The sequence below is a fragment of the Paracoccus haematequi genome, assembly GCF_900631945.1.
GTDB lineage: Bacteria > Pseudomonadota > Alphaproteobacteria > Rhodobacterales > Rhodobacteraceae > Paracoccus > Paracoccus haematequi_A.
On sequence record NZ_UZWE01000040.1, the window covers coordinates 14,631 to 37,097 of the forward strand.

A 22,467-nucleotide genomic window follows, 5' to 3' on the forward strand; every position below is an offset into this window, starting at 1 on the left:
GGGCTTAGACTTTTCGGGCCTATGAATCCAGCCCGGCCTTCTGGATCGCGTCCCACAAGGGGGCGTCGCGGCCATAGACATCCTCGAACCGGCGGATGGTGCCGTCCTGGTCGGGGAAGGCGGTGAAATAGACCAGATGCACCGGAACGGGCGGGGTCAGCTTCAACCAGGCCTCGTTTCCGCGATCCAGGGACCGATGGAACATCGCCTGCGGATCGTCGGTCTGCCTGGACAGCAGCGCATAGGCCAGGTCGAACGGATCGCCGATGCGGATGCAGCCGTGGGAATGGGCACGCATCGCGTTTCCGAACAGGTGCTTGGTCGGCGTGTCGTGCAGATAGATGTTCCAGGGGTTCGGAAAGATGAACTTGACCAGCCCCAGGGCATTGTCGTCGCTGGGTTTCTGCCGCATCCGATAGGGAAAATTCGCCGCCGTATAACGACGGAAGTCGATCCGGTCGCGGGCGATCACGTTGCCGTTGCCGTCCACCACGTCCAGATGCGAGACGGCGTTCCGGTTGGCCTGCAATTTCGGCAGGTATTCCTTGACCGTGATCGACCGGGGCACGTTCCAGCGGGGATTGACCACCACATATTCTATCTGATCCGAGAATTCGGGCGTCTGCCGGTCATGGTCGGCGCTGCCCACAACGACGCGGGTGCGGAACACCTCGGCCCCGCCGTCGATGATGCGGGCGGTATATTCGGGGATGTTCACCCAGACATGGCGGGTGTCCAGATCCTCGGACCCCATCCAGCGCATCCGTTCCAGGGCGACGACGATGGCGCGGTTGCGGGCGTCCTGCGGCACGTCGCCGTTCAGATGGCCGATGGTCTTCGGCCCCGCCACGCCGTCCGGCGGCAGGCCCGCCGCCGCCTGGAACCGCGCGACCGCATCGGCCAGCGGAGCGTCATAAAGCTGCGGATCGGTCGCGGGCGCGTCGAAGCCGATGGATTGCAACCGGGCGCGGAGGGGAAGGATCCCCGGATCGCGCATTCCCGGACGCCACAGGCCCACAGGCGCGCGGGGCAGATGGGCGGGCACGGCCAGCCCCTGGTCGCCACCCAAGCCACGTTGCAGCGCCAGATAGGCCGGGTGGCGCGGCTGCAAGTCCAGCAGGAAGCGCGCCGGATCCGGGGACTGGATGAAATCGCGGATCAGCCGGTCGATGGGCGGGCGCCTGACCTCTCGCTTGATCAGGGGGTCGACCGAGCCAGGACGGATCATGCCGCCGGTCATGTCGCGCATATAGCGGACCAGCACCCGCGCCTGCGCGATCTCGGCCCTCACGTCTGCGGCATCGGCGGCCAGCGAATCGCTGCGGTATCGGCCTGCCGGGATGCCGTGCTGCGGCGCCGTGGCAGTCGCCTGCACCAGGGCGGCGCGCAATTCGCCCGCCCTTTCGCCCAGAAAGATCGGCCGCAGCCCGTGCGATCCGTAAAACGACGCCAGTTCCGGCACCGCCGCCGCAGCCTGGGCCAGTTCCATGTCCCGCGCGCTGAAATCCAGGCGTGGTGCAACGGCAACACCCACCGCAGGCGCCAGCCCCGCCTGCGGTTGTGCAACCGCAGATTGTCCGGTGCAGATCAACAGAGTAGCCGCAATCACCGCCCAGCCGCGCATCGACATCCCTTTGCCCTATTCCCAAGGATTCTTGCATTTCGCCCCGGCTTTCGCCAGCAAATGAAGGCCGTCCTCGGGTGGCGCCGGCCGATGGTTGCAGCCATGCCACAGCGTCGCGACCGTGCCGCCACAGTCGCCGCGCGTCGGCAGGAATTCGCCCAATATCCTGAAAATGTGCGACAGAAGACAGGAATCTGTTTCTGAGCGCACGGGCTTTTGACATATTGTTAGTCAACCGAGGATAACCTTGGCGCCGTCGCAGGACATGTGGCGGAAAAAAGACGAAGCGGGACAGGCGATCTGACATGACATTCGACCTTCTTTCACGTCGCGGCATTCTGGGTGTGTTCGCGGCTACAACCGTGGCGGCAGCACCCGTGATGGGCAACGCCTTCGGGTTGCTGCGCGGCGCGGGCGACATGCGCCGCGTCCGCATGTATTCGGGCCGCACGGGCGAAAGCCTCGACACCGTCTATTGGGTCGACGGAAAATACATCCGAGAGGCGCTGAACGAGATCAACATCTTCATGCGCGACTGGCGCACGGGCGAAGTGATCGGCATCGACCCGCGCACCGTCGATGTGGCCGCGGCCTCGCACCGGCTGCTGCAAACCAACGAACCGTACATGATGCTGTCGGGCTATCGTTCGCCCCGCACCAACGCGATGCTGCGCCGCAGTTCCGGCGGGGTTGCGCGCAATTCGCTGCACATGGTGGGCAAGGCTGCCGACCTGCGGCTGAAATCGCGCTCGGTCGGGCAGATGTACAATGCCGCGCTGTCCTGCCGCGCCGGCGGCGTCGGCAAGTATTCCCGGTCGAACTTCGTCCACATGGACTGCGGCCCCGTCCGCAACTGGGGCGCCTGACGCGCCTTTGCCCGATCCGCTCTTGCAGCGCCGCTCGCCCTTTGCGCGCGGCGTTTTTTCGTGCCTGGCCGCCCCATGGCACGCGCCTTGACGGCGGTGACGCGCTTCTGACACCATTTCATTACAATAAACGCAATTGGAAGTCGCATGATGCCGCATATGACGCGTCGCTACAGAACGGCCAAGAAGATCCAGGCGACAGCGATCCAGTTGGCCATGCGGGACGGGCTTGCGAACGTCACGACCGAGGCGATCGCCAGGGAAGCCGGGATCAGCACCCGGACCTTCTTCAACTATTACCCCTATAAAGAGGCGGCCATGATGGGCCCGCCCCCCGACTATCCGGCCGAGGCCTCCGAGCAGTTCGTGGCCGGGCGCGGCACCCTGATCGAGGATCTGGACCGGCTGATCACCGCCCATCTGGAGCGTTTCCTGGACGAACGGGAATTGCTGGCGCACATCCTGGTCTTGGCGACGACCGATCCCAAGCTGGCTGCGCTGCGCAATTCGACCATTCTGTCGCGGCGCGCGCAGATGCGCGACCTTCTGCACCGCCGCTGCCCCCAGTCGAATCCCGCGCAGATCGAGATTCTGGCCGCCGCCATCGTCGCCGCCACCAATGCCGCCACCAAGGACTGGGCCATCGGGGCGGTCGACGACTTCATCGGCACCGCGCGCAAAAACCTGGCGCTGATCCAGCCCGCCGCCGCGATGCTGACACAGGCTTCCGGCTAGACGTGCAGCATGGTGCGGTAGAGGTTGTCCAGGAATGGTCCGGCCTCGACAAATGGATCGTGGCCGGGGCCAAGCACGGCGCGCACCTGCACATCGAAATCCGCGTAATGCTGGGTCAGCGCCCAGATCGAGAAGATCAGGTGATGCGGATCGACAGGCGAAAGCCGCCCCTGATCCATCCAGCCTTGCAGGATCGTCGCCGCGCGGTCCACGATGTCGCGCAGGCCGCCGCCCAGGATCTCGGTCAGGTGGGGGGCGCCTTGCAGGATTTCATAGGCGAACAGCCGGCTTTCGCGGGGAAAACGGCGCGACATCTCCAGCTTGGCGCGGACATAGGCCATCACCTCCTCCAACGGCTCGCCCTCGGGGTTGATGCGGATCATCGGCGCCAGCCACATGTCCAGAAGCGTGGTCAGCAGGGATTTGTGAATGTCGTCCTTGGATGCGAAGTAATAAAGGACATTCGGCTTGGACAGGCCTGCCGCCTCGGCGATCTGGTCGATGGTGGCGCCGCGAAAGCCGCTGGTCGAGAACACCGACAAGGCGCCCTTCAGGATCCGGTCGCGGTTCTTCTGCTGGATGCGGGTCAGGGGCGGCTGCAACTGGTCTGCCATTCCGGGGCCTTTCACCGCTGATGCATTTTTGGGCAGCAGCCGGGGTTGCGCCTTTCGGGACGCTTGACTGAACCCTGCCCCGTGCTAGCGTGATCCTGACCATTTGGTCAACAAAGGAAGGGCCGAAGGGGCGCGTCGGCGCCCACGCCCCATCAAGCCGGTCCCGCGACAGAACGGGGCGGCCAGACAGGAAGGACGACAGATGACCGACGCCAGCGGGCTGGTTCCGGCTGCCAACATGAAGGTCGACGGCCAACGCTTGTGGGACAGCCTGATGCAGATGGCCCGGGTCGGGCCGGGCGTGGCGGGCGGCAACAACCGCCAGACCCTGACCGACGCCGATGCCGAGGGCCGCGCCCTGTTCCGCCGCTGGTGCGAGGATGCGGGCATGACCATGGGCCTGGACCGGATGGGCAACATGTTCATGCGCCACGAGGGGGCCGAGCCCGATCTGGATCCCGTCTATATCGGCAGCCACCTGGATACCCAGCCGACGGGCGGCAAATTCGACGGCGTTCTGGGCGTGCTGGCCGGTCTGGAGGCGATCCGTTCGATCCGCGACATGGGCATCGTGACCCGCCGGCCCATCGTCGTGGTGAACTGGACGAATGAGGAGGGCACGCGCTTTGCCCCCGCCATGCTGGCCTCGGGCGTCTTTGCGGGCGTCCATGACGAGGATTACGCCAACAGCCGCGAGGATGCCGAGGGCAGGCGCTTTGGCGACGAGTTGGACCGGATCGGCTGGCGCGGCAAGGAGGTTCCCGGCGACCGCAGGATCCATGCGATGTTCGAATACCATATCGAGCAAGGCCCGATCCTGGAGGCCGAGGGCAAGCAGATCGGCGTCGTCACCCATGGTCAGGGGCTATGGTGGTTGCAGGTCACGCTGACCGGCAAGGACGCGCATACCGGATCGACCCCGATGTCCATGCGGGTGAATGCGGGCCTTGGCATGGCGCGGATCATCGAGGCGGTGCATCGCATCGCCATGGATCATCAGCCCGACGCCGTGGGGGCGGTGGGCCAGGCGAATGTCTGGCCTAACAGCCGCAACGTGATCCCCGGCCGCGCGGTCTTCACCATCGACATCCGATCGCCCGACCTGGGCAAGCTGACCTCGATGCGGTCGAGGATCGAGGCCGAGGCTGCTGATATTGCCCATGAACTGGGCCTGGGGATCGAGATCGAGCCGGTCGGGCATTTCGATCCGGTGGAATTCGATCCGGGTCTGGTCAGGCTGGTGCGGGCGGCGGCGGAGCGGCTGGGTTACAGCCACCGCGACATCGTTTCGGGGGCGGGGCACGACGCCTGCTGGATCAACCGGGTCGCACCGACGGTGATGATCATGTGCCCCTGTGTGGACGGGCTGTCGCACAACGAGGCCGAGGAGATCAGCCCGGAATGGGCCAAGGCAGGCGCGGATGTGCTGCTGCACGCGGTCCTGGACGCGGCAGAGGTGGCGCGCTGAGATCGAAGCCGGGGGCTTCGCGCCCCCGGACCCCCGCGGGATATTTGGACGAAGATGAAAGGGACGGCGATGGGGACGGTTATTCGGGGCGGAACGGTCGTCACCGCCGACCTGAGCTACAAGGCGGACGTGCTGGTGAAGGACGGCAAGATCGCCGCGATCGGACAGGGGCTGACAGGTGATCGGGTGCTGGATGCGTCGGGCTGCCTGGTCATGCCGGGCGGGATCGACCCGCATACGCATCTGGAGATGCCCTTCATGGGCACCTATTCCGCCGATGATTTCGACAGCGGCACCCGCGCGGCGCTGGCGGGCGGCACGACGATGGTGGTGGATTTCGCCTTGCCCTCGCCCGGTCAGGGGCTGCTGGACGCGCTGCAGATGTGGGACAACAAGTCGGGCCGGGCGCATTGCGACTACAGCTTCCACATGGCGGTGACCTGGTGGGGCGAGCAGGTCTTTGACGAGATGCAGGCGGTCGTCGATCGCGGTATCACCAGCTTCAAGCATTTCATGGCCTACAAGGGCGCGCTGATGGTGAACGACGACGAGTTGTTCGCCAGCTTCCGCCGGGTGGGCGATCTGGGCGGAATCGCGATGGTCCATGCCGAGAACGGCGACGTGGTGGCCGAACTGTCCGCGCGGCTGCTGGCCGAGGGCAATACCGGACCCGAGGCGCACGCCTTCTCTCGTCCTCCGCAGGTCGAGGGCGAGGCCACCAACCGCGCCATCATGGTGGCCGACATTGCGGGGGTGCCGCTGTATGTGGTGCATGTGTCCTGCGAGGACAGCCACGAGGCGATCCGCCGCGCCCGCGCGGCAGGCAAGCGCGTCTGGGGAGAGCCGCTGATCCAGCACCTGACGCTGGACGAGAGCGAGTATTTCAATGCCGACTGGGATCATGCGGCGCGGCGCGTCATGTCGCCCCCCTTCCGCAACAAGATACATCAGGACAGTCTGTGGGCGGGGTTGCAATCAGGGTCGCTGTCGGTGGTGGCGACGGATCATTGCGCCTTCACCACGGCGCAGAAGCGCACCGGCATCGGCGATTTCACCAGGATCCCCAACGGCACCGGGGGGCTTGAGGATCGGATGCCGATGCTGTGGACCCATGGCGTGGCGACCGGGCGGCTGACGCCCAATGAATTCGTGGCCGTCACCTCGACCAACATCGCCAAGATCCTGGGGATGTATCCGCGGAAGGGCGCGGTTCTGGTGGGCAGCGATGCCGATCTGGTGATCTGGGATCCTGAAGCCGAGAAGACCATCACCGCGAGCAGCCAGCAATCGGCCATCGACTACAACGTTTTCGAAGGCCAGCGCGTGAAGGGCCTGCCGCGCCACGTCCTGACGCGCGGGCATGTCGCGGTGGACGGCGGCACGCTGGATTCGCGAGAGGGCCACGGGGAATTCGTCGCTCGGGAATCGCGCGGCACCGTGAACCGGGCGCTGTCGGCCTGGAAGGAACTGACCGCCCCGCGTCCGGTGGAACGGTCGGGCATTCCGGCAAGCGGGGTGTGACTTGACCGCCATCCAGGCCCGCGACGTTTCCCTGACCTTTCAGACCGCCGACGGCCCGGTCCATGCGCTGAAGGACGTGAGCCTGACCATCGACCAGGGCGATTTCGTCAGTTTCATCGGACCATCGGGCTGCGGCAAGACCACCTTCCTGCGGGCCATCGCCGCGCTGGAAACCCCCACGGCGGGAACGCTGGAGGTCGCGGGAATGACGCCGGACCAGGCGCGGCGCAGGCGGGCCTATGGCTATGTCTTCCAGGCGCCGGGGCTTTATCCCTGGCGGACGATTGCCGGGAACATCAGCCTGCCGCTGGAGATCATGGGCTTCGGCCGCGCCGACCGCGCGCAGCGGACCCGGCGGGTGCTGGATCTGGTGGATCTGGCCGGCTTCGGCGGCAAGTATCCCTGGCAGCTGTCGGGGGGGATGCAGCAGCGCGCCTCCATCGCGCGCGCGCTCGCCTTCGACGCCGACATCCTGCTGATGGACGAACCCTTCGGCGCGCTTGACGAAATCGTCCGCGACCGCCTGAACGAGGCATTGCTGGACCTGTGGAAGAAGACCGGCAAGACCATCGGCTTCGTCACCCACTCGATCCCCGAGGCGGTGTATCTGTCCACCCGGATCGTCGTGATGTCGCCACGTCCGGGGCGGATCACGCGGGTGATCGACAGCCCCCTGCCCCGCGACCGCCCGCTGGAGATCCGCGACACACCCGAGTTCATCGCCCTGGCCCATCAGGTCCGCGAGGGGCTGCGCGAGGGGCATGGCTATGACTGAGGCAAGGCACCTGCGACGCAGATCTGGATGGGTCGCAGCGCTTTCCGCAATACTTTCGCTTTTTCCTCTCGGGATTGGATTGGCCGCGCTTGGGGACATGCAGCATGTCTGCCCGGAAGGCAATCAATGCAGCGATGCCCGCACCGTGGCGACGACGTTTCTTCCCATCGCATTCGGCGGTTTCGGCTTGTCGGGATGGGTGTGGAGGTTGGCCCGGCGATGAACCGCTTGCTGCCCATCCTGACCGTGCTTTTGGCCATCGTCGCGATCTGGTATGGGGCCGCCGTCTGGATGAACGCCCCCTGGGTCCGCGACCAGGCGGCCCGCGCCGAAACCGTCCTGACCACCGGCGATCTGGTCCGCCAGACGCTGACCCTGGACCGCCCGGTCCTGCCCGCGCCGCATCAGGTCGCGGCGGGGCTGTGGGACGGGATCGCGGGCCAGAAGATCACCTCGAAGCGCAGCCTGGTCTGGCATGGCTGGATCACGCTGTCGGCGACGCTGGCGGGCTTCGCCATCGGCACCGCGGCGGGGATCCTTCTCGCCGTGGGGATCGTCCACAACCGCGCCATGGACCAGTCGGTGATGCCCTGGGCGGTGGCCAGCCAGACGGTGCCGATCCTGGCCATCGCGCCCATGGTGATCGTGGTCTTCGCCAGCGCAGGCGTGACCGGGCTGCTGCCCAAGGCGATCATCGCGGCCTGGCTGTCCTTCTTTCCGGTGCTGGTCGGCATGGTCAAAGGCCTGCGCACCCCCGACGGGATGCAGCTTGACCTGATGCGCAGCTGGAGCGCCTCTCGCGCGCAGGTGTTCTGGCGGCTGCGGCTGCCCAGTTCGCTGCCCTACCTGTTCGCCAGCCTCAAGGTCGCCATTGCTGCCGCATTGGTCGGCACCATCGTGGGCGAACTGCCGGCGGGCGCCACCGCCGGTCTTGGCGCGCGGCTGCTGTCGGGCAGCTATTACGGGCAGACGGTGCAGATCTGGTCGGCGCTGTTCGCCGCCGCCATCCTGGCCGCCGCGCTTGTCGCGCTGATCGGCGCGGCAGAACGGCTGACGCTGCGCCGCATGGGGTTGGCGCGATGACCGCGCTGCCGATCATCGCCGTCTGGCTGGGCGCCATGGCGCTGAACACCTGGCTGGCCCGCTTCGGCTCCCGCGCGACCCGGCTGGCCGTGGCCCTGATCTTCGGCGCCACGGTGCTGATCCTGTGGGAGATGGCAGTGCGGATCTATGCGATCCCGCCGGTGATCCTGCCCGCGCCCAGCCAGATCGGCGCCAGCTTCATGCAGAATACAGCAATCCTTTGGACTGATTTCGTTCAGACCATCCTCAAGGGCGCGCTGACCGGCTGGCTGATCGGGGCGCTTGCCGCCATCGCCACGGCCATCGCCATCGACCGCAGTCCCTTTCTGCAACGCGGACTGCTGCCCATCGGCAATTTCGTGGCGGCCCTGCCCATCGTCGGCATCGCGCCGATCCTGGTGATGTGGTTCGGCTTCGACTGGCAATCCAAGGCCGCCGTGGTCGTGGTCATGGTGTTCTTCCCGATCCTGGTGAACATGGTCGCGGGCCTGGCCGCCACCGAACCCATGCAGCGCGACCTGATGGCGACCTGGGCGGCGCCCTATGCCGCCAGCCTGTGGAGGCTGCGCCTGCCCGCCGCCATGCCCTTCCTGTTCAACGGGTTGAAGATCACCACCACCCTGGCCCTGATCGGCGCCATCGTCGCGGAATTCTTCGGCAGCCCGACGCGCGGCATGGGCTTTCGCATCTCGACCGCCGTGGGGCGGCTGGATCTGCCGCTGGTCTGGGCGGAAATCCTTGTGGCGGCGATCGCGGGATCGCTGTTCTATGGCATCGTCGCGCTGATCGAAAAGAAGGTGACGTTCTGGCACCCGTCGCAGCGCCATCAGCGGGGCTGACGCCCCAGACAGGAGAGGGAAGATGAAGACATGGATGCTGGGCGCCGCGCTGATCGCGGCAGGCGGCGCGGCCCAGGCGCAGGACCTGACCCTGCAATTGAAATGGGTCACGCAGGGCCAGTTCGCGGGCTATTACGTCGCCAAGGACAAGGGGTTCTATGAGGAGGAGGGCCTAGACGTGACGATCCTGCCGGGCGGCCCTGACATCGCGCCGACGCAGGTGCTGGCCGGGGGCGGGGCGGACGTGATCGTCGAATGGATGCCCGCAGCCCTGGCCGCCCGCGAAAAGGGCCTGCCGCTGGTCAATATCGCCCAGCCCTTCAAGTCCTCGGGGATGATGCTGACCTGCCTGAAGGAAAGCGGCATCACCGATCCCAAGACCGATTTCAAGGGCAAGACCCTGGGCGTCTGGTTTTCGGGCAACGAATATCCGTTCCTGTCCTGGATGAGCCAGCTCGGCCTGTCCACCGAAGGCGGGCCGGACGGGGTGACGGTCCTGAAACAGGGCTTCAACGTCGATCCGTTGCTGCAAAAGCAGGCGGCCTGCATCAGCACCATGACCTATAACGAATACGGGCAGGTGCTGGACGCGGGCATCGCGCCCGAGGATCTGGTGACCTTCAAATACGAGGACCAGGGCGTCGCCACGTTGGAGGACGGCCTTTATGTCCTGGAAAGCACGCTGGAAGACAAGGCCAAGGTCACCGACCTGGTGAAATTCGTGCGCGCCAGCATGAAGGGCTGGAAATACGCCGAGGAACACCCGGAAGAAGCCGCCCAGATCGTCCTGGACAACGACGAGACCGGCGCCCAGACGCTGGATCATCAGGTCCGCATGGTGCAAGAGATCGGCAAGCTGACCGCAGGCAGCACCGGCGTTCTGGACGAGGCCGATTATCAGCGCACCGTGGACACGCTGATGGCCGAAGGCTCGGACCCCGTGATCTCGAAAGCCCCCGAGGGCGCGTTCAACCACATCATCACCGACCGCGCCTTCGACTAGGCTTCTTCTTTGTCCAAATACCCGAAAGGGGGGCGGCGCCCCCCTTCTTTCTTGCCAGCGGCAGGGCGGCACGGCATAGCACCTGGCATGAGCCTGCCGCCCCCCGGACACAGCCTGATCGACGACGCCCAGGGCATCGCCTTCGGCAGCTTCATGGCCGCCGTCAGCGTGGTGCTGCTGACGCATCTGGGCTTTGTCACCGGGCAGACGGCGGGTCTGGCGATCCTGATCAGCTACGCGACCGGCTGGGCCTTCGGGCCGGTGTTCTTCATCATTAACCTGCCCTTCTATTGGCTGGGCTGGCGCCGCTTCGGCCCGGTCTTCGTCGCGAAAAGCTTTGCCGCCGTGGCGATCCTGTCGGTGCTGGCGGTGATCCTGCCGCGCTATCTGCATTTCGGCGACACTCACCCCGCCGTGGGCGCGCTGCTGGTCGGCTGCCTGACCGGCGTGGGCCTGATCGCGCTGTTCCGCCACGGGTCGTCGCTGGGCGGCATCGGCATCGTCGGACTGTATATCCAGGACGCCACAGGCTTTCGGGCGGGCTGGGTGCAGATGATCTTCGACGCGGCGCTGTTCCTGGTGGCCCTGACCCTGCGCGATCCCGTCACCGTGGGGTGGAGCTTTCTGGGCGCCGTCGTCCTGAACCTGACCATCGCGGTGAACCACCGCAAGGACCGCTATATCGCATGAAGCAGGGGGCGGCTTCCCGCCCCCCCGTCCGTGTCGCGGCGCGATCAGCGCGCGGTTTCCCGCACCACCTCGCCCTGCCGGTCCAGTTCCAGCGTCACTGCCTCGCCCTGCGGATTGGTCGCCTCCAGCAGCAGGCGCGGACCTTCGGCGCGCAGGAAACCGAAGCCGCTGTATCCTGCCTGGGTCAGCCGCTGGTTGACCGCGACCGAATCGAAATCGGCCGGGACCGGGGCAGGCCCTCGCGGTCCGTCGCCATGCGGGCCGTCGCCCATGCGATCGGGGCCGGGGCGCGGGCCGCGGTCGTCGTGGCCGGGACCACGGTCATGGCCTGGGCCGTGATCGGCATGGCGCCGCTCGGCGCCGCGATCGCCGCGCCGGCCATCCTCGCGGCCAAAGCGCAGCACGCGGCCGTCCGCGTCGAATTCGGCGCGCATGTCCCGGCCGCCCGCATCCTCGCCCTTGACCATCACGCGGCCGTCGCGGTTGACGATCTCCTCGATCCGGTCGAACTGGCCGATCACCTCGTTGTCGCGCACCGCTTGGGGCAGCAGCGTGCCGACCAGATCGGCGGGGATCGCCGCATCATCGACCTCGATCCCGACCAGGGTGTTCTGGCGGTCGAACTTGGCCTCGATCTCGGTCCCGGTGGACTGGCGGCCCTTGATCTCGACATGATCGGGACGCTGCTTGACCTCGGTGACGGATCCGAACAGGCCCATGACCTGATGGCCGCGCAGATCGGCGGGCACCAGGGCGTCGACCAGCGATTGCGGCAGGATGCCGTCGTCGGCCTCGACTTCGACCAGGTTCCCGGCCATGTCGATCCTGGCTTCGATATCGATGCCATCGGCGGTGCGCCCCTCGACCTCGCGCATGCCGTCGCGCTTGGTCTCGATGTCGAGATTGCGCAGGTTCAGTTGCGACAGCGGCGCGGGCAGGTCGCCCGCAGCAGGGGCGGTCTGCGCCAAAGCGCCCGTGCCGATCCCGGCGATCAGCGCCAGCATCGCGGCCGAGGTGGTGAATGTGCGGAGAGCCATATCGTTTCCTTTCCAACTTCTGCGGGGCCAAGCCGCCCCTGACGAATCACCTTCTATCAACCCGTCACCGAACGAATCGCCAATGGCCCGTTTGGTTTCCATTTCGGTTTCTTGGGTTATTCTGGCAGCATGACGCTGATCCGCACCCTTGCCCTGATCCTTCTGGCCTGCGCCCCCGCGCAGGCCCAGGATGTCGCGCCCCAGGTGATCGACCAGTTCCGGCCCCTGCCCCTGCATCAGGTCGCGGCCTCGGTTTCGGAACGCTATGCCGGGCGGCTGCTGGCGGCCGACACGCGGGCGCCCCATCCCGCCGAACGCGACCTGGGCGCGGAACTGGTCTATCAGTTCAGGCTGGTCACGCCGCAGCAGAACCTGCTGGACATCCGCATCGACGCGCGCACCGGACGATTTCTGTCCGTGTCGGGGCGGGGCCAGCTTGCCGCGCGCCAAGCGGCGCAACAGTGAAGGACCGGCGATGCGCGCCCTGATCGTGGAAGATGACCCGGTTCTGTCCGCCCAGCTTGCCGCCGCCATGGCGGATGCGGGCTTCGTCACCGATTGCGCGGCGGACGGCGCGCAGGGCGAATATCTGGGAGCGACGGAATCCTATGACGTGGCGATCCTGGATCTGGGCCTGCCCGGACTGCCGGGGATCGAGGTGCTGACCCGCTGGCGCAACGACGGCATCGCCATGCCGGTGCTGATCCTGACCGCGCGCGGCGACTGGACCGACAAGGTGGCCGGGTTCCGCGCCGGGGCCGACGACTATGCCGTCAAGCCCTTCCGGCTGGACGAGGTCGTGCTGCGCTGCCAGACCCTGATCCGTCGCGCCGCGGGCCATGCCCGCCCGGTGATCAATGCCGGTCCGCTGGCGCTCGACAGTCAACTGGGCGTCATCACCCGCGACGGCATCGCGCTGAAGCTGACGGCATTCGAACAGCGGATCCTGGCCTATCTGATCCACCACCAGAACCGCGTCGTGTCCCGCACCGAACTGTCCGACCACCTCTATGACGCCGAGGCCGACCGCGACTTCAAGTCGATCGAGGTCGTGATCGGCCGCCTGCGCCGCAAGGTCGGCGACGGCGTGATCGAGACCCGCCGGGGCGAGGGGTATCTGCTGCGGGCCGCCGGATGATGCGGTCGATCCGGGGGCGGCTTCTGCTGCTGGCCGCCGTCTGGCTGGGCGCGGCGCTGCTGGCGGCGTTCCTGTTCATCTCCTCGCTGCTCGAAGATTTCGTCACCGACCGCTTCGACGCGGAACTGGCGGCGGCGGCGGACGGGCTGATCGCCTCGGTCGAGATCGGCGACGACGGCCGGATCGAGCTGGACGACCCCCCCGCCGATCCGCGCTTCGACCTGCCCTTCAGCGGCTGGTACTGGCAGGTCGAATCGGGCGATGCGGTCGTGGCGCGGTCCGGTTCGCTGCTGGACGGCCTGCTGCGCGGTCCGTCCGGGAACATCGTGGGCGGGGCGGGGATGGGCGCCGATGGCGCGGCCCTGCGGGTGCTGCGCCGCCAGGTGACGCTGCCCGACAGCGACACGCCGGTGGCCGTGACCGTCACCGCGCCGCGCGCGCAGATCGACGACAGCCTGCACCAGATCAGCCGCCCGCTGGGGATCGCGCTTGCCGTCCTGGGCATCGTCGTGGCGGTGGCCAGCGTCGTGCAGGTGACCGCGGGCCTGGCCAGTCTGGACCGGCTGCGCCGCGACCTTGCCCAGGTGCGCGCGGGCGGCAAGGACCGGCTGGCCCTGCCGGATGTCAGCGAACTGCGCCCTCTGACCGTGGAAATCAACGCCGCGCTTGACCAGAATGCCGACCTGCTGGCCCGGTCGCGGCAGCATCTGGGAAACCTGGCCCATTCGCTCAAGACCCCGCTTGCGGCGCTGGCCAACGAACTGCCGGGCGATCACCGGGGCCAGGCGCTGATCGCCCGCATGGACCGGCTGATCGGCTGGCACCTGCGCCGCGCCCGGTCGGCGGGGCCGCGCGTGCTGGGCCAGCGGACCCCGGTGCGCCCGGTGATCGACGACATCCTGATGGTCTTGCGATGGCCCATGCGCGACAAGGGCATCACCGCCGACATCGACTGCGCCCCCCAGGCCGCCTTCGCCGGAGAACGTCAGGATCTGGAGGAGATGATCGGCAACCTGTGCGACAACGCCGTCAAATGGGGCCGGACGCGCCTGTCGATCACCGTGACCCAGGCCGACCGCCTGACCGTCAGGATCCAGGACGACGGCCCAGGCATGGCGGATACCGACGCGCCGCGCGCGCTGATCCGGGGCGGGCGGCTGGACGAACACGGCGCCTCGGGATCGGGCCTGGGGCTTGCCATCGTCGCGGATCTGGCGGCGCTGCACGGCGGCAGCCTGCGGCTGGAGCGGTCGTCCCTGGGCGGGCTGGCGGCGGTTCTGGACCTGCCTGCCTGAAAAACCCGCAGGCCGCCGCGCCCCAGGTTTTACCATTTGATAAAAAAACGGACCTGTGCCAGCCTGATTCCTGCCAACAGGTGAGCCAGGAGACGCAAATGTCCCAAGCAAGATTGGCGCCGGGCGTCGTTCCCGGCCGCCTGACACCCCATGAACTGGCGGCGAATTTCGTCGATGTCGCCCCTCCGCTGGATGATCACGAGGCCCGCGTCGCCGCCGACCGCTGTTACTTCTGCCACGACGCGCCCTGCGTGACGGCCTGCCCCACCAGCATCGACATTCCGCTGTTCATCCGCCAGATCGCCACCGGCACGCCTGACGCGGCGGCGATGACGATCTTTCACGCCAATATCCTGGGCGGCATGTGCGCCCGCGTCTGCCCGACCGAGAATCTGTGCGAAGGCGCCTGCGTCCGCATGGAGGCCGAAGGCGATCCGGTCGAGATCGGCGCCCTGCAACGATACGCCACGGATGGGCTGATGGCGCAGCCGGGCCATCCCTTCCGCCGCGCCGCCCCCACCGGCAAGCGCGTCGCGGTGGTCGGCGCCGGGCCTGCGGGTCTGGCCTGCGCGCATCGGCTGGCCGCCAAGGGCCATGACGTGACCATCTTCGAGGCGCGGCCCAAGCCCGGCGGGCTGAACGAATACGGCATCGCCAGCTACAAGGCGGTGGACGGCTTCGCCCAGGCCGAGGTGGACTGGATCCTGGGCATCGGTGGGATCACCCTGCGCCAAGGCCAGCTTGGCCGCGACATCACGCTGGAGGCGCTGCGGGCGGATTTCGACGCGGTGTTCCTGGGCATGGGCCTGGGCGGCGTCAACGCCCTGCGGGCCGAGGGCGAGGAACGCCGCAACGTGCTGGACGCGGTGTCCTTCATCCGCGATCTGCGCCAGGCATCCGACCTGACCGCCCTGCCGGTGGGCCGCGACGTGGTGGTGATCGGCGGCGGCATGACGGCGGTGGATGCCGCCGTGCAGGCGAAACTGCTGGGGGCGGAAAACGTCACCATCGTCTATCGCCGCGATCGGTCGCAGATGGGCGCCAGCCGCCACGAACAGGATCATGCGACCCGCACCGGCGTCCGCATCATCTGCAACGCGGCGCCCGTCAAGGTTCACGGCAACGGCGCCGTTGTCGAGGTCGAGTTCGCCTATACCGCCGTCGATCCCGACGGCGGGCTGCACCTGTCTGACGACCGCTTCCGCCTGAAGGCCGACCAGCTGTTCCGCGCTATCGGCCAGCGGCTTGACGGCGTGCCCCAGGAACTGGCGCTGAACGGCGGCAAGATCGGCGTGGCCGGACCCGGCCGCACCAGCATCCCCGGCGTCTGGGCGGGCGGCGACTGCGCGGCGGGAGGCGACGACCTGACCGTCACCGCCGTCGCCCAAGGCCGCGACGCGGCCGAGGATATCGACGCCCACCTGACCGGCCGCCCGGTCGAGATCCCCGGCTGAGGAGCATCATCATGGCCGACCTGCGTTCGAATTTCATCGGGATCAAGTCCCCCAACCCGTTCTGGCTGGCCTCGGCGCCGCCCACCGACAAGGAATACAACGTCCGACGTGCCTTCCAGGCCGGCTGGGGCGGCGTCGTCTGGAAGACCCTGGGCAGCGAAGGCCCGCCCGTCGTCAACGTGAACGGCCCCCGCTATGGCGTGATCCACGGCCCCGACCGCCGCGTCCTGGGCATCAACAATATCGAGCTGATCACCGACCGCCCGCTGGAGGTGAACCTGCGCGAGATCAAGCAGGTCAAGCGCGACTATCCCGACCGCGCCCTGGTGATTTCGCTGATGGTCCCCTGCGACGAGGAAAGCTGGCGCGACATCCTGGCCCGGATCGAGGATACCGGCGCCGACGGCGTGGAGCTGAACTTCGGCTGCCCGCACGGCATGTCCGAACGCGGCATGGGCAGCGCCGTGGGCCAGGTGCCGGAATACATCGAGATGGTGACGCGGTGGGTCAAGCAATACAGCCGGATGCCCTGCATCGTGAAGCTGACGCCCAACATCACCGACGTGCGCAAACCCGCCGAGGCGGCAAGGCGCGGCGGCGCAGATGCGGTCAGCCTGATCAACACGATCAATTCCATCACCAGCGTCGATCTGGACCTGTTCGCACCGCAGCCCACCATCGACGGCAAGGGGGCGCATGGCGGCTATTGCGGCCCCGCCGTCAAGCCCATCGCCCTGAACATGGTGGCGGAAATCGCGCGCAACCCTGCCACCCATGGCCTGCCGATCAGCGGCATCGGCGGCGTGACGACCTGGCGCGACGCGGCGGAATTCATGGCGCTTGGCGCGGGCACGGTGCAGGTCTGCACGGCGGCGATGACCTATGGCTTCAAGGTCGTGCAGGAAATGATCTCGGGACTGCGCGACTATCTGGACAGCCACGACATGGCGATGTCGGATCTGATCGGCCGGGCGGTTCCGAACGTCACCGACTGGAACCAGCTGAACCTGAACTATGTCACCAAGGCCCGCATCGACCAGGATCTCTGCATCAAATGCGGCCGCTGCTTCGCCGCCTGCGAGGACACCAGCCACCAGGCCATTGCCATGAAGCCCGGCCGCGTCTTCGAGGTGATCGAGGAGGAATGCGTCGCCTGCAACCTCTGCCTCGACGTATGCCCGGTCGAAAACTGCATCGACATGCGCGAACTGGCCCTGGGAGAAATCGACCTGCGCACCGGCCGCCCGGTCCAGCCCTATGCCAACTGGACGACCCATGCGAACAACCCGATGGCGAAGGCGGCAGAGTAAAACGGAAGTCTTGAGTAACGGGTAAGCAGTGGTCGGGGCGAGAAGATTCGAACTTCCGGCCTACGGTACCCAAAACCGTCGCGCTACCAGGCTGCGCTACGCCCCGACGACTTACGCTTAGCCTATCGCATCGGCCGGGAAAAGACCTAGCGGCAGGGCAGTTCCGCCAAATCCTGATGCAGCCGGGGATGGGCCATGGCCTGTCCGACCGCCAGGCCCAGGCGCGCGGCCTCGCCCCCGCCGATTTCCAGGATCATCTGCCGAGAGGGGGCGGGATCGCCGGGGGCCGCGCCGGGAATCGGCGTCTCGTCCAGGGGCCGGGCGTTGCGGTGGATGTGGCGGATCACGCCCCGTTCGTCCAGGAACAGCAGATCCAGCGGGATATAGGTGTTGCGCATCCAGAAGCTGACCGGGCGCGGCGTGTCATAGATGAACAGCATCCCCGTGCCCTGCGGCAGCGCCCTGCGGAACATCAGACCCTGGGCGCGCTCTGCCTCGTCATCAGCCAGTTCCACCTGAAAGGCGACAGGGCCGCTGTCGGTCTGGAAGACCGCCCGATCCGGGGCGCAAGCAATTTCCGCGGCCACGGGCGCCGCAAAGGCCGCCGACAGCACAAGGGCCGCAAGCGCGGCCCTATTCGGCGACATGCGCCATGAAATCCTTGATGTCCTGCACCTGGTCGCCCAGGTTTTCATCGGCCAGAGAGCTTGCGCCCTGTTCGGTGCCCCTGTCCCAGCTGGTCACCTGCGCCGCCATCAGCCCGCGCGGGCCTTCCACGACCCGGATCCCGATCGCCTCGCCGATGGCAAGATCGGCGAAACCGGAATGGCGCAAGACTTCGACATGCAGGAACACGTCGTCGGGATGGCCGAAGATATTGGCAAAGCCGAAGCCCTTGGCCTTGTCGAACCACTTCACGCGGGCCGGACGCAGCGGCAGCGCCTCAAGATGCTCGATGACGCCGTTGTCCAGATCCGCGATGGGCGCTGTCCCGTCCGAAATCGGCGGTTCGATCGACACCACCTCTGTCGCTTGAAGCCCGCGCTGCGTGGGCTGCATCCAGACCGTGACTCGCGACTGGTCGGCGACCGAACTGCGTCCGAAATTCCTGAGAACGTTGGCGTGCAGCAGGATATCCGCGCCGCCTTCCTCGTTCAGGATGAAGCCATAGCCCTTGGACGGGTCAAACCACTTGACCAGCCCCGACACAAGCTTCAGTCCCTTCTCATCCGTCATCATTCCACCATGCGCTCAGCGCGTCTTATCCTGCCTCGAATTCAACCAATATACCGTTCAATTCCTGTAACGTCAAAGCGGCGACGTTCACGGCAGATAAGGCGCAAGTATCGCGCCCATCCACCATGGTCAGCCACCAAGACCTTTTCGTCAAGCCCTAGGGTGAAAGCCGCCTGACAAACCAGGCCCCCGAATCCTCTTTGTCCCAGCGGAACCGGTCATGCAACCGGAAAGCGCCATCAGCCCAGAACTCGATCTGCGCGGGGGCGATCCTGAAGCCGCCCCAGAAGGGCGGCCGGGACGGGCGGGTGCCGTGACGCAGGCCCTGCCGGGCGGCTTCGGCCATCAGCGCGGCGCGGCTTTCCAAAGGCTGCGACTGGCGCGACGCCCAGGCCCCGATCCGGCTTTGCAGCGCGCGGCTGTTGTAATAGGCATCGGCCTGTTCGCCCTCGACGTGGGTCACATGGCCGCGCACCCGGATCTGGCGGCGCAGGGATTTCCAGTGCATCACGAAAGCGGCCTTGCCGGTGGCCGCGATCTGCCGGCCCTTGGCGCTGTCGTAATTCGTATAGAAGACGAAGCCGCCATCCGTCCCCTGCCCCTCGATGTCCTTCAGCAGCACCATGCGCACGTCGGGCATCCCCTCGGCGTCCACCGTCGCCAGCGCGATGGCGTTTGGGTCGTTCGGCTCGGTCGCCTGCGCCTCGGCCAGCCAGCGCCTGGCGATGTCGAACGGGTCGTCGCCCGCGAATAGTCCGTCCCTGTCAGCCATGATGGTTCCTTGCGCTTGATGCTTGCAACCCTTTGGCCTAAGCACCTTTCACATAGGGTTGAAAGCGCGAGAGGCAGCACATGTCAAGCGAGCAGAAGCAAGGGCTGATGGCTGGAAAGCGCGGCCTGATCATGGGTTTGGCGAATGACAAGTCCATCGCCTGGGGGATTGCCCGCGCCGTGGCCGATGCGGGGGCCGAGCTTGCCTTTTCCTATCAGGGCGATGCGCTGAAGAAACGCGTCGATCCGCTGGCGGCGCAACTGGGTTCGACCCTGGTCCTGCCCTGCGATGTCAGCGACGAGGCGTCCATCGACGCGCTGTTCACGACGCTGCGTCAGGACTGGGGCAGCCTGGATTTCGTGGTCCATGCCATCGGCTTTTCCGACAAGGACCAGCTTCGCGGCCGCTATGCCGACACGACCCGCGACAATTTCCTGATGACGATGGACATTTCCGTCTATTCCTTCACGGCGGTCGCGCGCCATGCGTCGGCCATGATGCCCGACGGCGGCAGCCTGCTGACGCTGACCTATTACGGCGCGGAACGGGTGATGCCGCATTACAACGTGATGGGCGTCGCCAAGGCCGCGCTGGAAGCCAGCGTCCGTTACCTGGCCGAGGATCTGGGCAAGGACGGCATCCGCGTCAACGCGATCAGCGCCGGGCCGATCAAGACCTTGGCCGCCAGCGGCATCGGCGATTTCCGCTATATCATGAAGTGGAACGAACTGAACTCTCCGCTGCGCCGCAACGTCACGACCGAGGACGTGGGCAATTCCGCGCTGTACCTGCTGTCCCCTCTAGGCGCGGGCGTGACGGGGGAAACCCACCATGTCGACGCGGGCTATCATGTGGTGGGGATGAAGGCGGTGGACGCGCCCGACATCTCGACCGTCAAGAAGGACTGACCGGACCGGAATGGCGATCACCCCCGACCAGCTTGCCCTGTTCGTGGGAACCCTGGGCGTGGCGATCCTGTCGCCCGGCCCCGGCGTCATCGCGGTCAGCCAGGCGGCCTTCGCCCTGGGGCGCAGGCGCGCGCTGCCTTACGGCTGGGGGCTGGCGCTTGGGGCGTCGGTCTGGTGCATCTTCGCGCTGCTGGGCCTGACGGTGGTGTTTCGCGCCCTGCCCTGGACCTATGTCGCGCTGAAGATCCTGGGCGGGGCCTATCTGCTCTGGATCGCCTTCAAGATGTGGCGCCACGCCCCCGACCCCTTGCCCGACCCTGCGGAAAGCAGCCGGGGCATGGGGTTTCTGGGCGGAATGATGCTGAACCTGTCGAACCCCAAGCCCGCGCTGTTCTATTCGGCGGTGCTGCTGTCGATCTTTCCGGCGCTGCTGTCGGCGGGCGACAAGCTGGCGATCTATGCGACGGCGGTTTCGGTGGAACTGGCATTTTATACCGCGCTTGCGTCGCTGATGGCCTTGCCTTGGCTGCGGCGCAGGTATTATGCGGCGAAATTCTGGATCGACCGCATCGCCGGGCTGGCCCTGGGGCTGCTGGGCCTGTCGCTGATCCTGCGTCATTGAAAGGAGCCGCCATGATCGACCGCCTGCCCCATGAAAAGGGTTTCCACGTCAGCTGGGACCAACTGCACCGCGATGCCCGCGCCCTGGCCTGGAGGCTGGACGGCACCGACTGGCGCGCGGTGGTGGCCGTCACGCGCGGCGGGCTGGTGCCGGCGATGATCGTCGCGCGCGAGCTGGACATCCGGGTGATCGACACGATTTCCATCCGGTCCTACAAGGGCGTCGCGGCCGAGGCGGGCCAGGGCCAGCTTGAGGTTCTGAACACCCCCGACCCCGCCCTGATGGGCGACGGCGACGGCATCCTGGTCATCGACGATCTGGTCGATTCCGGCCGCACCCTGGAACTGATCCGGGCCATGTATCCCAAGGCGCATTTCGGCACCGTCTATGCCAAGCCGAAGGGCAAGCCGATGGTCCAGACCTATGTGACCGAGGTCAGCCAGGACACCTGGATCTTCTTTCCCTGGGACATGGCGCTGCAATACGTCCAGCCCTATCGCGGCGAGGACTGAAGCCCGCCCAGGGCGGTTTTTCGGAACTGCCTTCGGAACCAGCAGGGTGATCGGGCATTGTCTCCTCAATCGCGCCATGCACGTCATGCGCCATATTCAGGAGGAAAAGACATGCGCAAGTTGATGCTCAGCACTGCCCTCGCCCTGCCTTTCATGATGGGCCAGGCCCTTGCACAGGACACCGCGACGACGCCTGCCCCCGCCGATCCCGCGACCGATGCCGCCACGACGGATACGATGACCACGGACACCACGACCATGGGCGCCGACACCGCACCGGCGGCCGAGGTTCCCGCGGCAGACAATGCCGAAGCCGCCGCTGATGCCGCCGACGCGGCCGCGGTCGCCGCCAGCGGCAAGGTCGAACAGCAGCAGGCCGCCAACGAATTGCGCATCGACTGGATCACCGATGCGACCGTGAACGCACCCGACGGCACGGCCATCGGCGACATCAACGACGTGATCGTGGATGGCGACGCGGGCACCGTGAAAGCCGCCGTGATCGGCGTCGGGGGCTTCCTGGGCATTGGCGAAAAGCAGATCGCGGTGCCGTGGGATCAGTTGACGATCAATTATGACGCGCAAGAGATCACCAGCGACCTGACCAAGGAAGAGGCCGAAGCCGCGCCGGAATACGTCTTCCGTGAACAGGAAGCCGCGCCCGACGCCATGGCCGCTCCAGGCGCCACGACGGATCCCGCTGCGGTTCCCCCCGCAGGCACGATGGCGACGGATCCCGCCGCAACCCCTGATTCGGCCAGGACCATGACCACGGATCCCGCCGTCACCGATCCCGCAATGACGTCCGATCCGGCCGCGACCGGCGCCCCGGCCCCGGCGGATACGGTCGAGACGCCCGCGACCCCGCCCGCAGAACCTGCTGCCGACGGCACAGCACCCGCCCCGGCCAACTGATCCGGCGTCTCTTCCGCTGGACCACGATATGCACGGTCCCCGCCATGCCG

24 protein-coding genes and 1 tRNA gene are annotated in these 22,467 nt (G+C 66.8%); 18 read left to right on the forward strand and 7 right to left on the reverse strand.

Features of this window, described 5'->3' with window-relative positions; genetic code table 11:
• Window positions 1–19: 19 nt before the first annotated feature.
• Window positions 20–1,630, reverse strand: coding sequence for a L,D-transpeptidase family protein (locus PARHAE_RS14480; RefSeq protein WP_126155294.1), 1,611 nt, complete (start codon window positions 1,628–1,630; stop codon window positions 20–22).
• 299 nt (window positions 1,631–1,929) lie between these two features.
• Between PARHAE_RS14480 and mepK the strand changes: the two genes are divergently transcribed.
• Window positions 1,930–2,490 (forward strand): peptidoglycan L,D-endopeptidase MepK, encoded by a 561-nt coding sequence (mepK, locus tag PARHAE_RS14485; RefSeq protein WP_126155295.1) that lies wholly within the window; start codon window positions 1,930–1,932, stop codon window positions 2,488–2,490.
• Between the two features lie 159 nt (window positions 2,491–2,649).
• Entirely contained in the window at window positions 2,650–3,225 is a 576-nt protein-coding gene (locus PARHAE_RS14490) for a TetR/AcrR family transcriptional regulator (protein WP_164555265.1), read from the forward strand.
• Here PARHAE_RS14490 and PARHAE_RS14495 read toward each other — a convergent pair.
• Window positions 3,222–3,839 (reverse strand): TetR family transcriptional regulator C-terminal domain-containing protein, encoded by a 618-nt coding sequence (locus tag PARHAE_RS14495; protein ID WP_126155297.1) that lies wholly within the window; start codon window positions 3,837–3,839, stop codon window positions 3,222–3,224. The two genes, PARHAE_RS14490 and PARHAE_RS14495, sit on opposite strands and share 4 nt — an antisense overlap.
• Before the next feature lie 202 nt (window positions 3,840–4,041).
• Between PARHAE_RS14495 and PARHAE_RS14500 the strand changes: the two genes are divergently transcribed.
• The 7 genes from PARHAE_RS14500 to PARHAE_RS14530 all read left to right on the forward strand — a co-directional run bounded on the left by PARHAE_RS14500 (window position 4,042) and on the right by PARHAE_RS14530 (window position 11,218).
• Window positions 4,042–5,307: a Zn-dependent hydrolase gene (locus PARHAE_RS14500; RefSeq protein ID WP_126155298.1), complete on the forward strand. Its 1,266-nt coding sequence runs from the start codon at window positions 4,042–4,044 to the stop codon at window positions 5,305–5,307.
• 69 nt (window positions 5,308–5,376) lie between these two features.
• Complete coding sequence (gene hydA, locus PARHAE_RS14505; RefSeq protein ID WP_126155299.1) at window positions 5,377–6,828, forward strand: dihydropyrimidinase; 1,452 nt, start codon at window positions 5,377–5,379, stop codon at window positions 6,826–6,828.
• Window position 6,829: 1 nt separating this feature from the next.
• Window positions 6,830–7,603, forward strand: coding sequence for an ABC transporter ATP-binding protein (locus PARHAE_RS14510; protein ID WP_126155300.1), 774 nt, complete (start codon window positions 6,830–6,832; stop codon window positions 7,601–7,603).
• Between the two features lie 219 nt (window positions 7,604–7,822).
• Window positions 7,823–8,686: an ABC transporter permease gene (locus PARHAE_RS14515; RefSeq protein WP_126155301.1), complete on the forward strand. Its 864-nt coding sequence runs from the start codon at window positions 7,823–7,825 to the stop codon at window positions 8,684–8,686.
• A gap of 35 nt (window positions 8,687–8,721) precedes the next feature.
• Window positions 8,722–9,525: an ABC transporter permease gene (locus PARHAE_RS14520; protein ID WP_420899412.1), complete on the forward strand. Its 804-nt coding sequence runs from the start codon at window positions 8,722–8,724 to the stop codon at window positions 9,523–9,525.
• Window positions 9,526–9,547: 22 nt separating this feature from the next.
• Window positions 9,548–10,528: an ABC transporter substrate-binding protein gene (locus PARHAE_RS14525; protein WP_126155303.1), complete on the forward strand. Its 981-nt coding sequence runs from the start codon at window positions 9,548–9,550 to the stop codon at window positions 10,526–10,528.
• 87 nt (window positions 10,529–10,615) lie between these two features.
• Window positions 10,616–11,218 carry a YitT family protein gene (locus PARHAE_RS14530; RefSeq protein WP_126155304.1) on the forward strand — a complete coding sequence of 201 codons (603 nt, stop codon included), beginning with the start codon at window positions 10,616–10,618 and terminating at the stop codon, window positions 11,216–11,218.
• Window positions 11,219–11,262: 44 nt separating this feature from the next.
• Here PARHAE_RS14530 and PARHAE_RS14535 read toward each other — a convergent pair whose 3' ends face one another.
• Window positions 11,263–12,255: a hypothetical protein gene (locus tag PARHAE_RS14535; protein WP_126155305.1), complete on the reverse strand. Its 993-nt coding sequence runs from the start codon at window positions 12,253–12,255 to the stop codon at window positions 11,263–11,265.
• A gap of 129 nt (window positions 12,256–12,384) precedes the next feature.
• On the opposite strand from PARHAE_RS14535, the gene PARHAE_RS14540 reads away from it, so the two are divergent.
• From PARHAE_RS14540 to preA, 5 genes are all read left to right on the forward strand, one after another.
• The gene (locus PARHAE_RS14540) at window positions 12,385–12,720 is read left to right on the forward strand and encodes a PepSY domain-containing protein (protein WP_126155306.1); all 336 of its coding nucleotides are present in this window, start codon (window positions 12,385–12,387) and stop codon (window positions 12,718–12,720) included.
• Between the two features lie 10 nt (window positions 12,721–12,730).
• Complete coding sequence (locus tag PARHAE_RS14545) at window positions 12,731–13,393, forward strand: response regulator transcription factor (protein ID WP_126155307.1); 663 nt, start codon at window positions 12,731–12,733, stop codon at window positions 13,391–13,393.
• Entirely contained in the window at window positions 13,390–14,688 is a 1,299-nt protein-coding gene (locus PARHAE_RS14550) for a sensor histidine kinase (RefSeq protein ID WP_126155308.1), read from the forward strand. Before PARHAE_RS14545 ends, PARHAE_RS14550 begins: the two co-directional genes overlap by 4 nt.
• A 98-nt stretch (window positions 14,689–14,786) precedes the next feature.
• Entirely contained in the window at window positions 14,787–16,142 is a 1,356-nt protein-coding gene (locus PARHAE_RS14555) for an NAD(P)-dependent oxidoreductase (protein WP_126155309.1), read from the forward strand.
• A gap of 11 nt (window positions 16,143–16,153) precedes the next feature.
• Complete coding sequence (preA, locus tag PARHAE_RS14560) at window positions 16,154–17,452, forward strand: NAD-dependent dihydropyrimidine dehydrogenase subunit PreA (protein ID WP_126155310.1); 1,299 nt, start codon at window positions 16,154–16,156, stop codon at window positions 17,450–17,452.
• Window positions 17,453–17,481: 29 nt separating this feature from the next.
• On the opposite strand, the gene PARHAE_RS14565 is transcribed toward preA, so the two are convergent.
• The 4 genes from PARHAE_RS14565 to pdxH all read right to left on the reverse strand — a co-directional run bounded on the left by PARHAE_RS14565 (window position 17,482) and on the right by pdxH (window position 19,460).
• A tRNA-Pro gene (locus PARHAE_RS14565) sits at window positions 17,482–17,558 on the reverse strand.
• 40 nt (window positions 17,559–17,598) lie between these two features.
• On the reverse strand, window positions 17,599–18,099 hold the full coding sequence (locus PARHAE_RS14570; RefSeq protein ID WP_126155311.1) for a DUF192 domain-containing protein: 501 nt from the start codon (window positions 18,097–18,099) through the stop codon (window positions 17,599–17,601).
• Window positions 18,086–18,691: a cold-shock protein gene (locus PARHAE_RS14575; RefSeq protein WP_126155312.1), complete on the reverse strand. Its 606-nt coding sequence runs from the start codon at window positions 18,689–18,691 to the stop codon at window positions 18,086–18,088. Before PARHAE_RS14575 ends, PARHAE_RS14570 begins: the two co-directional genes overlap by 14 nt.
• Before the next feature lie 154 nt (window positions 18,692–18,845).
• Window positions 18,846–19,460 carry a pyridoxamine 5'-phosphate oxidase gene (pdxH, locus tag PARHAE_RS14580; RefSeq protein WP_126155313.1) on the reverse strand — a complete coding sequence of 205 codons (615 nt, stop codon included), beginning with the start codon at window positions 19,458–19,460 and terminating at the stop codon, window positions 18,846–18,848.
• An 80-nt stretch (window positions 19,461–19,540) separates the two neighbouring features.
• Here pdxH and fabI point away from each other — a divergent pair, with 80 nt between their 5' ends.
• From fabI to PARHAE_RS14600, 4 genes are all read left to right on the forward strand, one after another.
• On the forward strand, window positions 19,541–20,368 hold the full coding sequence (gene fabI / locus PARHAE_RS14585; protein ID WP_126155314.1) for an enoyl-ACP reductase FabI: 828 nt from the start codon (window positions 19,541–19,543) through the stop codon (window positions 20,366–20,368).
• 10 nt (window positions 20,369–20,378) lie between these two features.
• The gene (locus PARHAE_RS14590) at window positions 20,379–20,990 is read left to right on the forward strand and encodes a LysE family translocator (RefSeq protein ID WP_241232828.1); all 612 of its coding nucleotides are present in this window, start codon (window positions 20,379–20,381) and stop codon (window positions 20,988–20,990) included.
• An 11-nt stretch (window positions 20,991–21,001) separates the two neighbouring features.
• Window positions 21,002–21,502, forward strand: a complete 501-nt coding sequence (gene gpt, locus PARHAE_RS14595; RefSeq protein ID WP_126155315.1) for a xanthine phosphoribosyltransferase — start codon at window positions 21,002–21,004, stop codon at window positions 21,500–21,502.
• A 111-nt stretch (window positions 21,503–21,613) separates the two neighbouring features.
• Complete coding sequence (locus PARHAE_RS14600; protein WP_206436969.1) at window positions 21,614–22,417, forward strand: PRC-barrel domain-containing protein; 804 nt, start codon at window positions 21,614–21,616, stop codon at window positions 22,415–22,417.
• Window positions 22,418–22,467: the final 50 nt, after the last annotated feature.

Coding starts and splice junctions, on each gene's coding strand:
- PARHAE_RS14480 (WP_126155294.1), bottom strand. CDS start 1,630: ATGTCGATGCGCGGCTGGGCGGTGATTGCGGCTACTCTGTTGATCTGC.
- mepK (WP_126155295.1), top strand. CDS start 1,930: ATGACATTCGACCTTCTTTCACGTCGCGGCATTCTGGGTGTGTTCGCG.
- PARHAE_RS14490 (WP_164555265.1), top strand. CDS start 2,650: ATGACGCGTCGCTACAGAACGGCCAAGAAGATCCAGGCGACAGCGATC.
- PARHAE_RS14495 (WP_126155297.1), bottom strand. CDS start 3,839: ATGGCAGACCAGTTGCAGCCGCCCCTGACCCGCATCCAGCAGAAGAAC.
- PARHAE_RS14500 (WP_126155298.1), top strand. CDS start 4,042: ATGACCGACGCCAGCGGGCTGGTTCCGGCTGCCAACATGAAGGTCGAC.
- hydA (WP_126155299.1), top strand. CDS start 5,377: ATGGGGACGGTTATTCGGGGCGGAACGGTCGTCACCGCCGACCTGAGC.
- PARHAE_RS14515 (WP_126155301.1), top strand. CDS start 7,823: ATGAACCGCTTGCTGCCCATCCTGACCGTGCTTTTGGCCATCGTCGCG.
- PARHAE_RS14520 (WP_420899412.1), top strand. CDS start 8,722: ATGGCGCTGAACACCTGGCTGGCCCGCTTCGGCTCCCGCGCGACCCGG.
- PARHAE_RS14525 (WP_126155303.1), top strand. CDS start 9,548: ATGAAGACATGGATGCTGGGCGCCGCGCTGATCGCGGCAGGCGGCGCG.
- PARHAE_RS14530 (WP_126155304.1), top strand. CDS start 10,616: ATGAGCCTGCCGCCCCCCGGACACAGCCTGATCGACGACGCCCAGGGC.
- PARHAE_RS14535 (WP_126155305.1), bottom strand. CDS start 12,255: ATGGCTCTCCGCACATTCACCACCTCGGCCGCGATGCTGGCGCTGATC.
- PARHAE_RS14540 (WP_126155306.1), top strand. CDS start 12,385: ATGACGCTGATCCGCACCCTTGCCCTGATCCTTCTGGCCTGCGCCCCC.
- PARHAE_RS14545 (WP_126155307.1), top strand. CDS start 12,731: ATGCGCGCCCTGATCGTGGAAGATGACCCGGTTCTGTCCGCCCAGCTT.
- PARHAE_RS14550 (WP_126155308.1), top strand. CDS start 13,390: ATGATGCGGTCGATCCGGGGGCGGCTTCTGCTGCTGGCCGCCGTCTGG.
- PARHAE_RS14555 (WP_126155309.1), top strand. CDS start 14,787: ATGTCCCAAGCAAGATTGGCGCCGGGCGTCGTTCCCGGCCGCCTGACA.
- preA (WP_126155310.1), top strand. CDS start 16,154: ATGGCCGACCTGCGTTCGAATTTCATCGGGATCAAGTCCCCCAACCCG.
- PARHAE_RS14570 (WP_126155311.1), bottom strand. CDS start 18,099: ATGTCGCCGAATAGGGCCGCGCTTGCGGCCCTTGTGCTGTCGGCGGCC.
- PARHAE_RS14575 (WP_126155312.1), bottom strand. CDS start 18,691: ATGATGACGGATGAGAAGGGACTGAAGCTTGTGTCGGGGCTGGTCAAG.
- pdxH (WP_126155313.1), bottom strand. CDS start 19,460: ATGGCTGACAGGGACGGACTATTCGCGGGCGACGACCCGTTCGACATC.
- fabI (WP_126155314.1), top strand. CDS start 19,541: ATGTCAAGCGAGCAGAAGCAAGGGCTGATGGCTGGAAAGCGCGGCCTG.
- PARHAE_RS14590 (WP_241232828.1), top strand. CDS start 20,379: ATGGCGATCACCCCCGACCAGCTTGCCCTGTTCGTGGGAACCCTGGGC.
- gpt (WP_126155315.1), top strand. CDS start 21,002: ATGATCGACCGCCTGCCCCATGAAAAGGGTTTCCACGTCAGCTGGGAC.
- PARHAE_RS14600 (WP_206436969.1), top strand. CDS start 21,614: ATGCGCAAGTTGATGCTCAGCACTGCCCTCGCCCTGCCTTTCATGATG.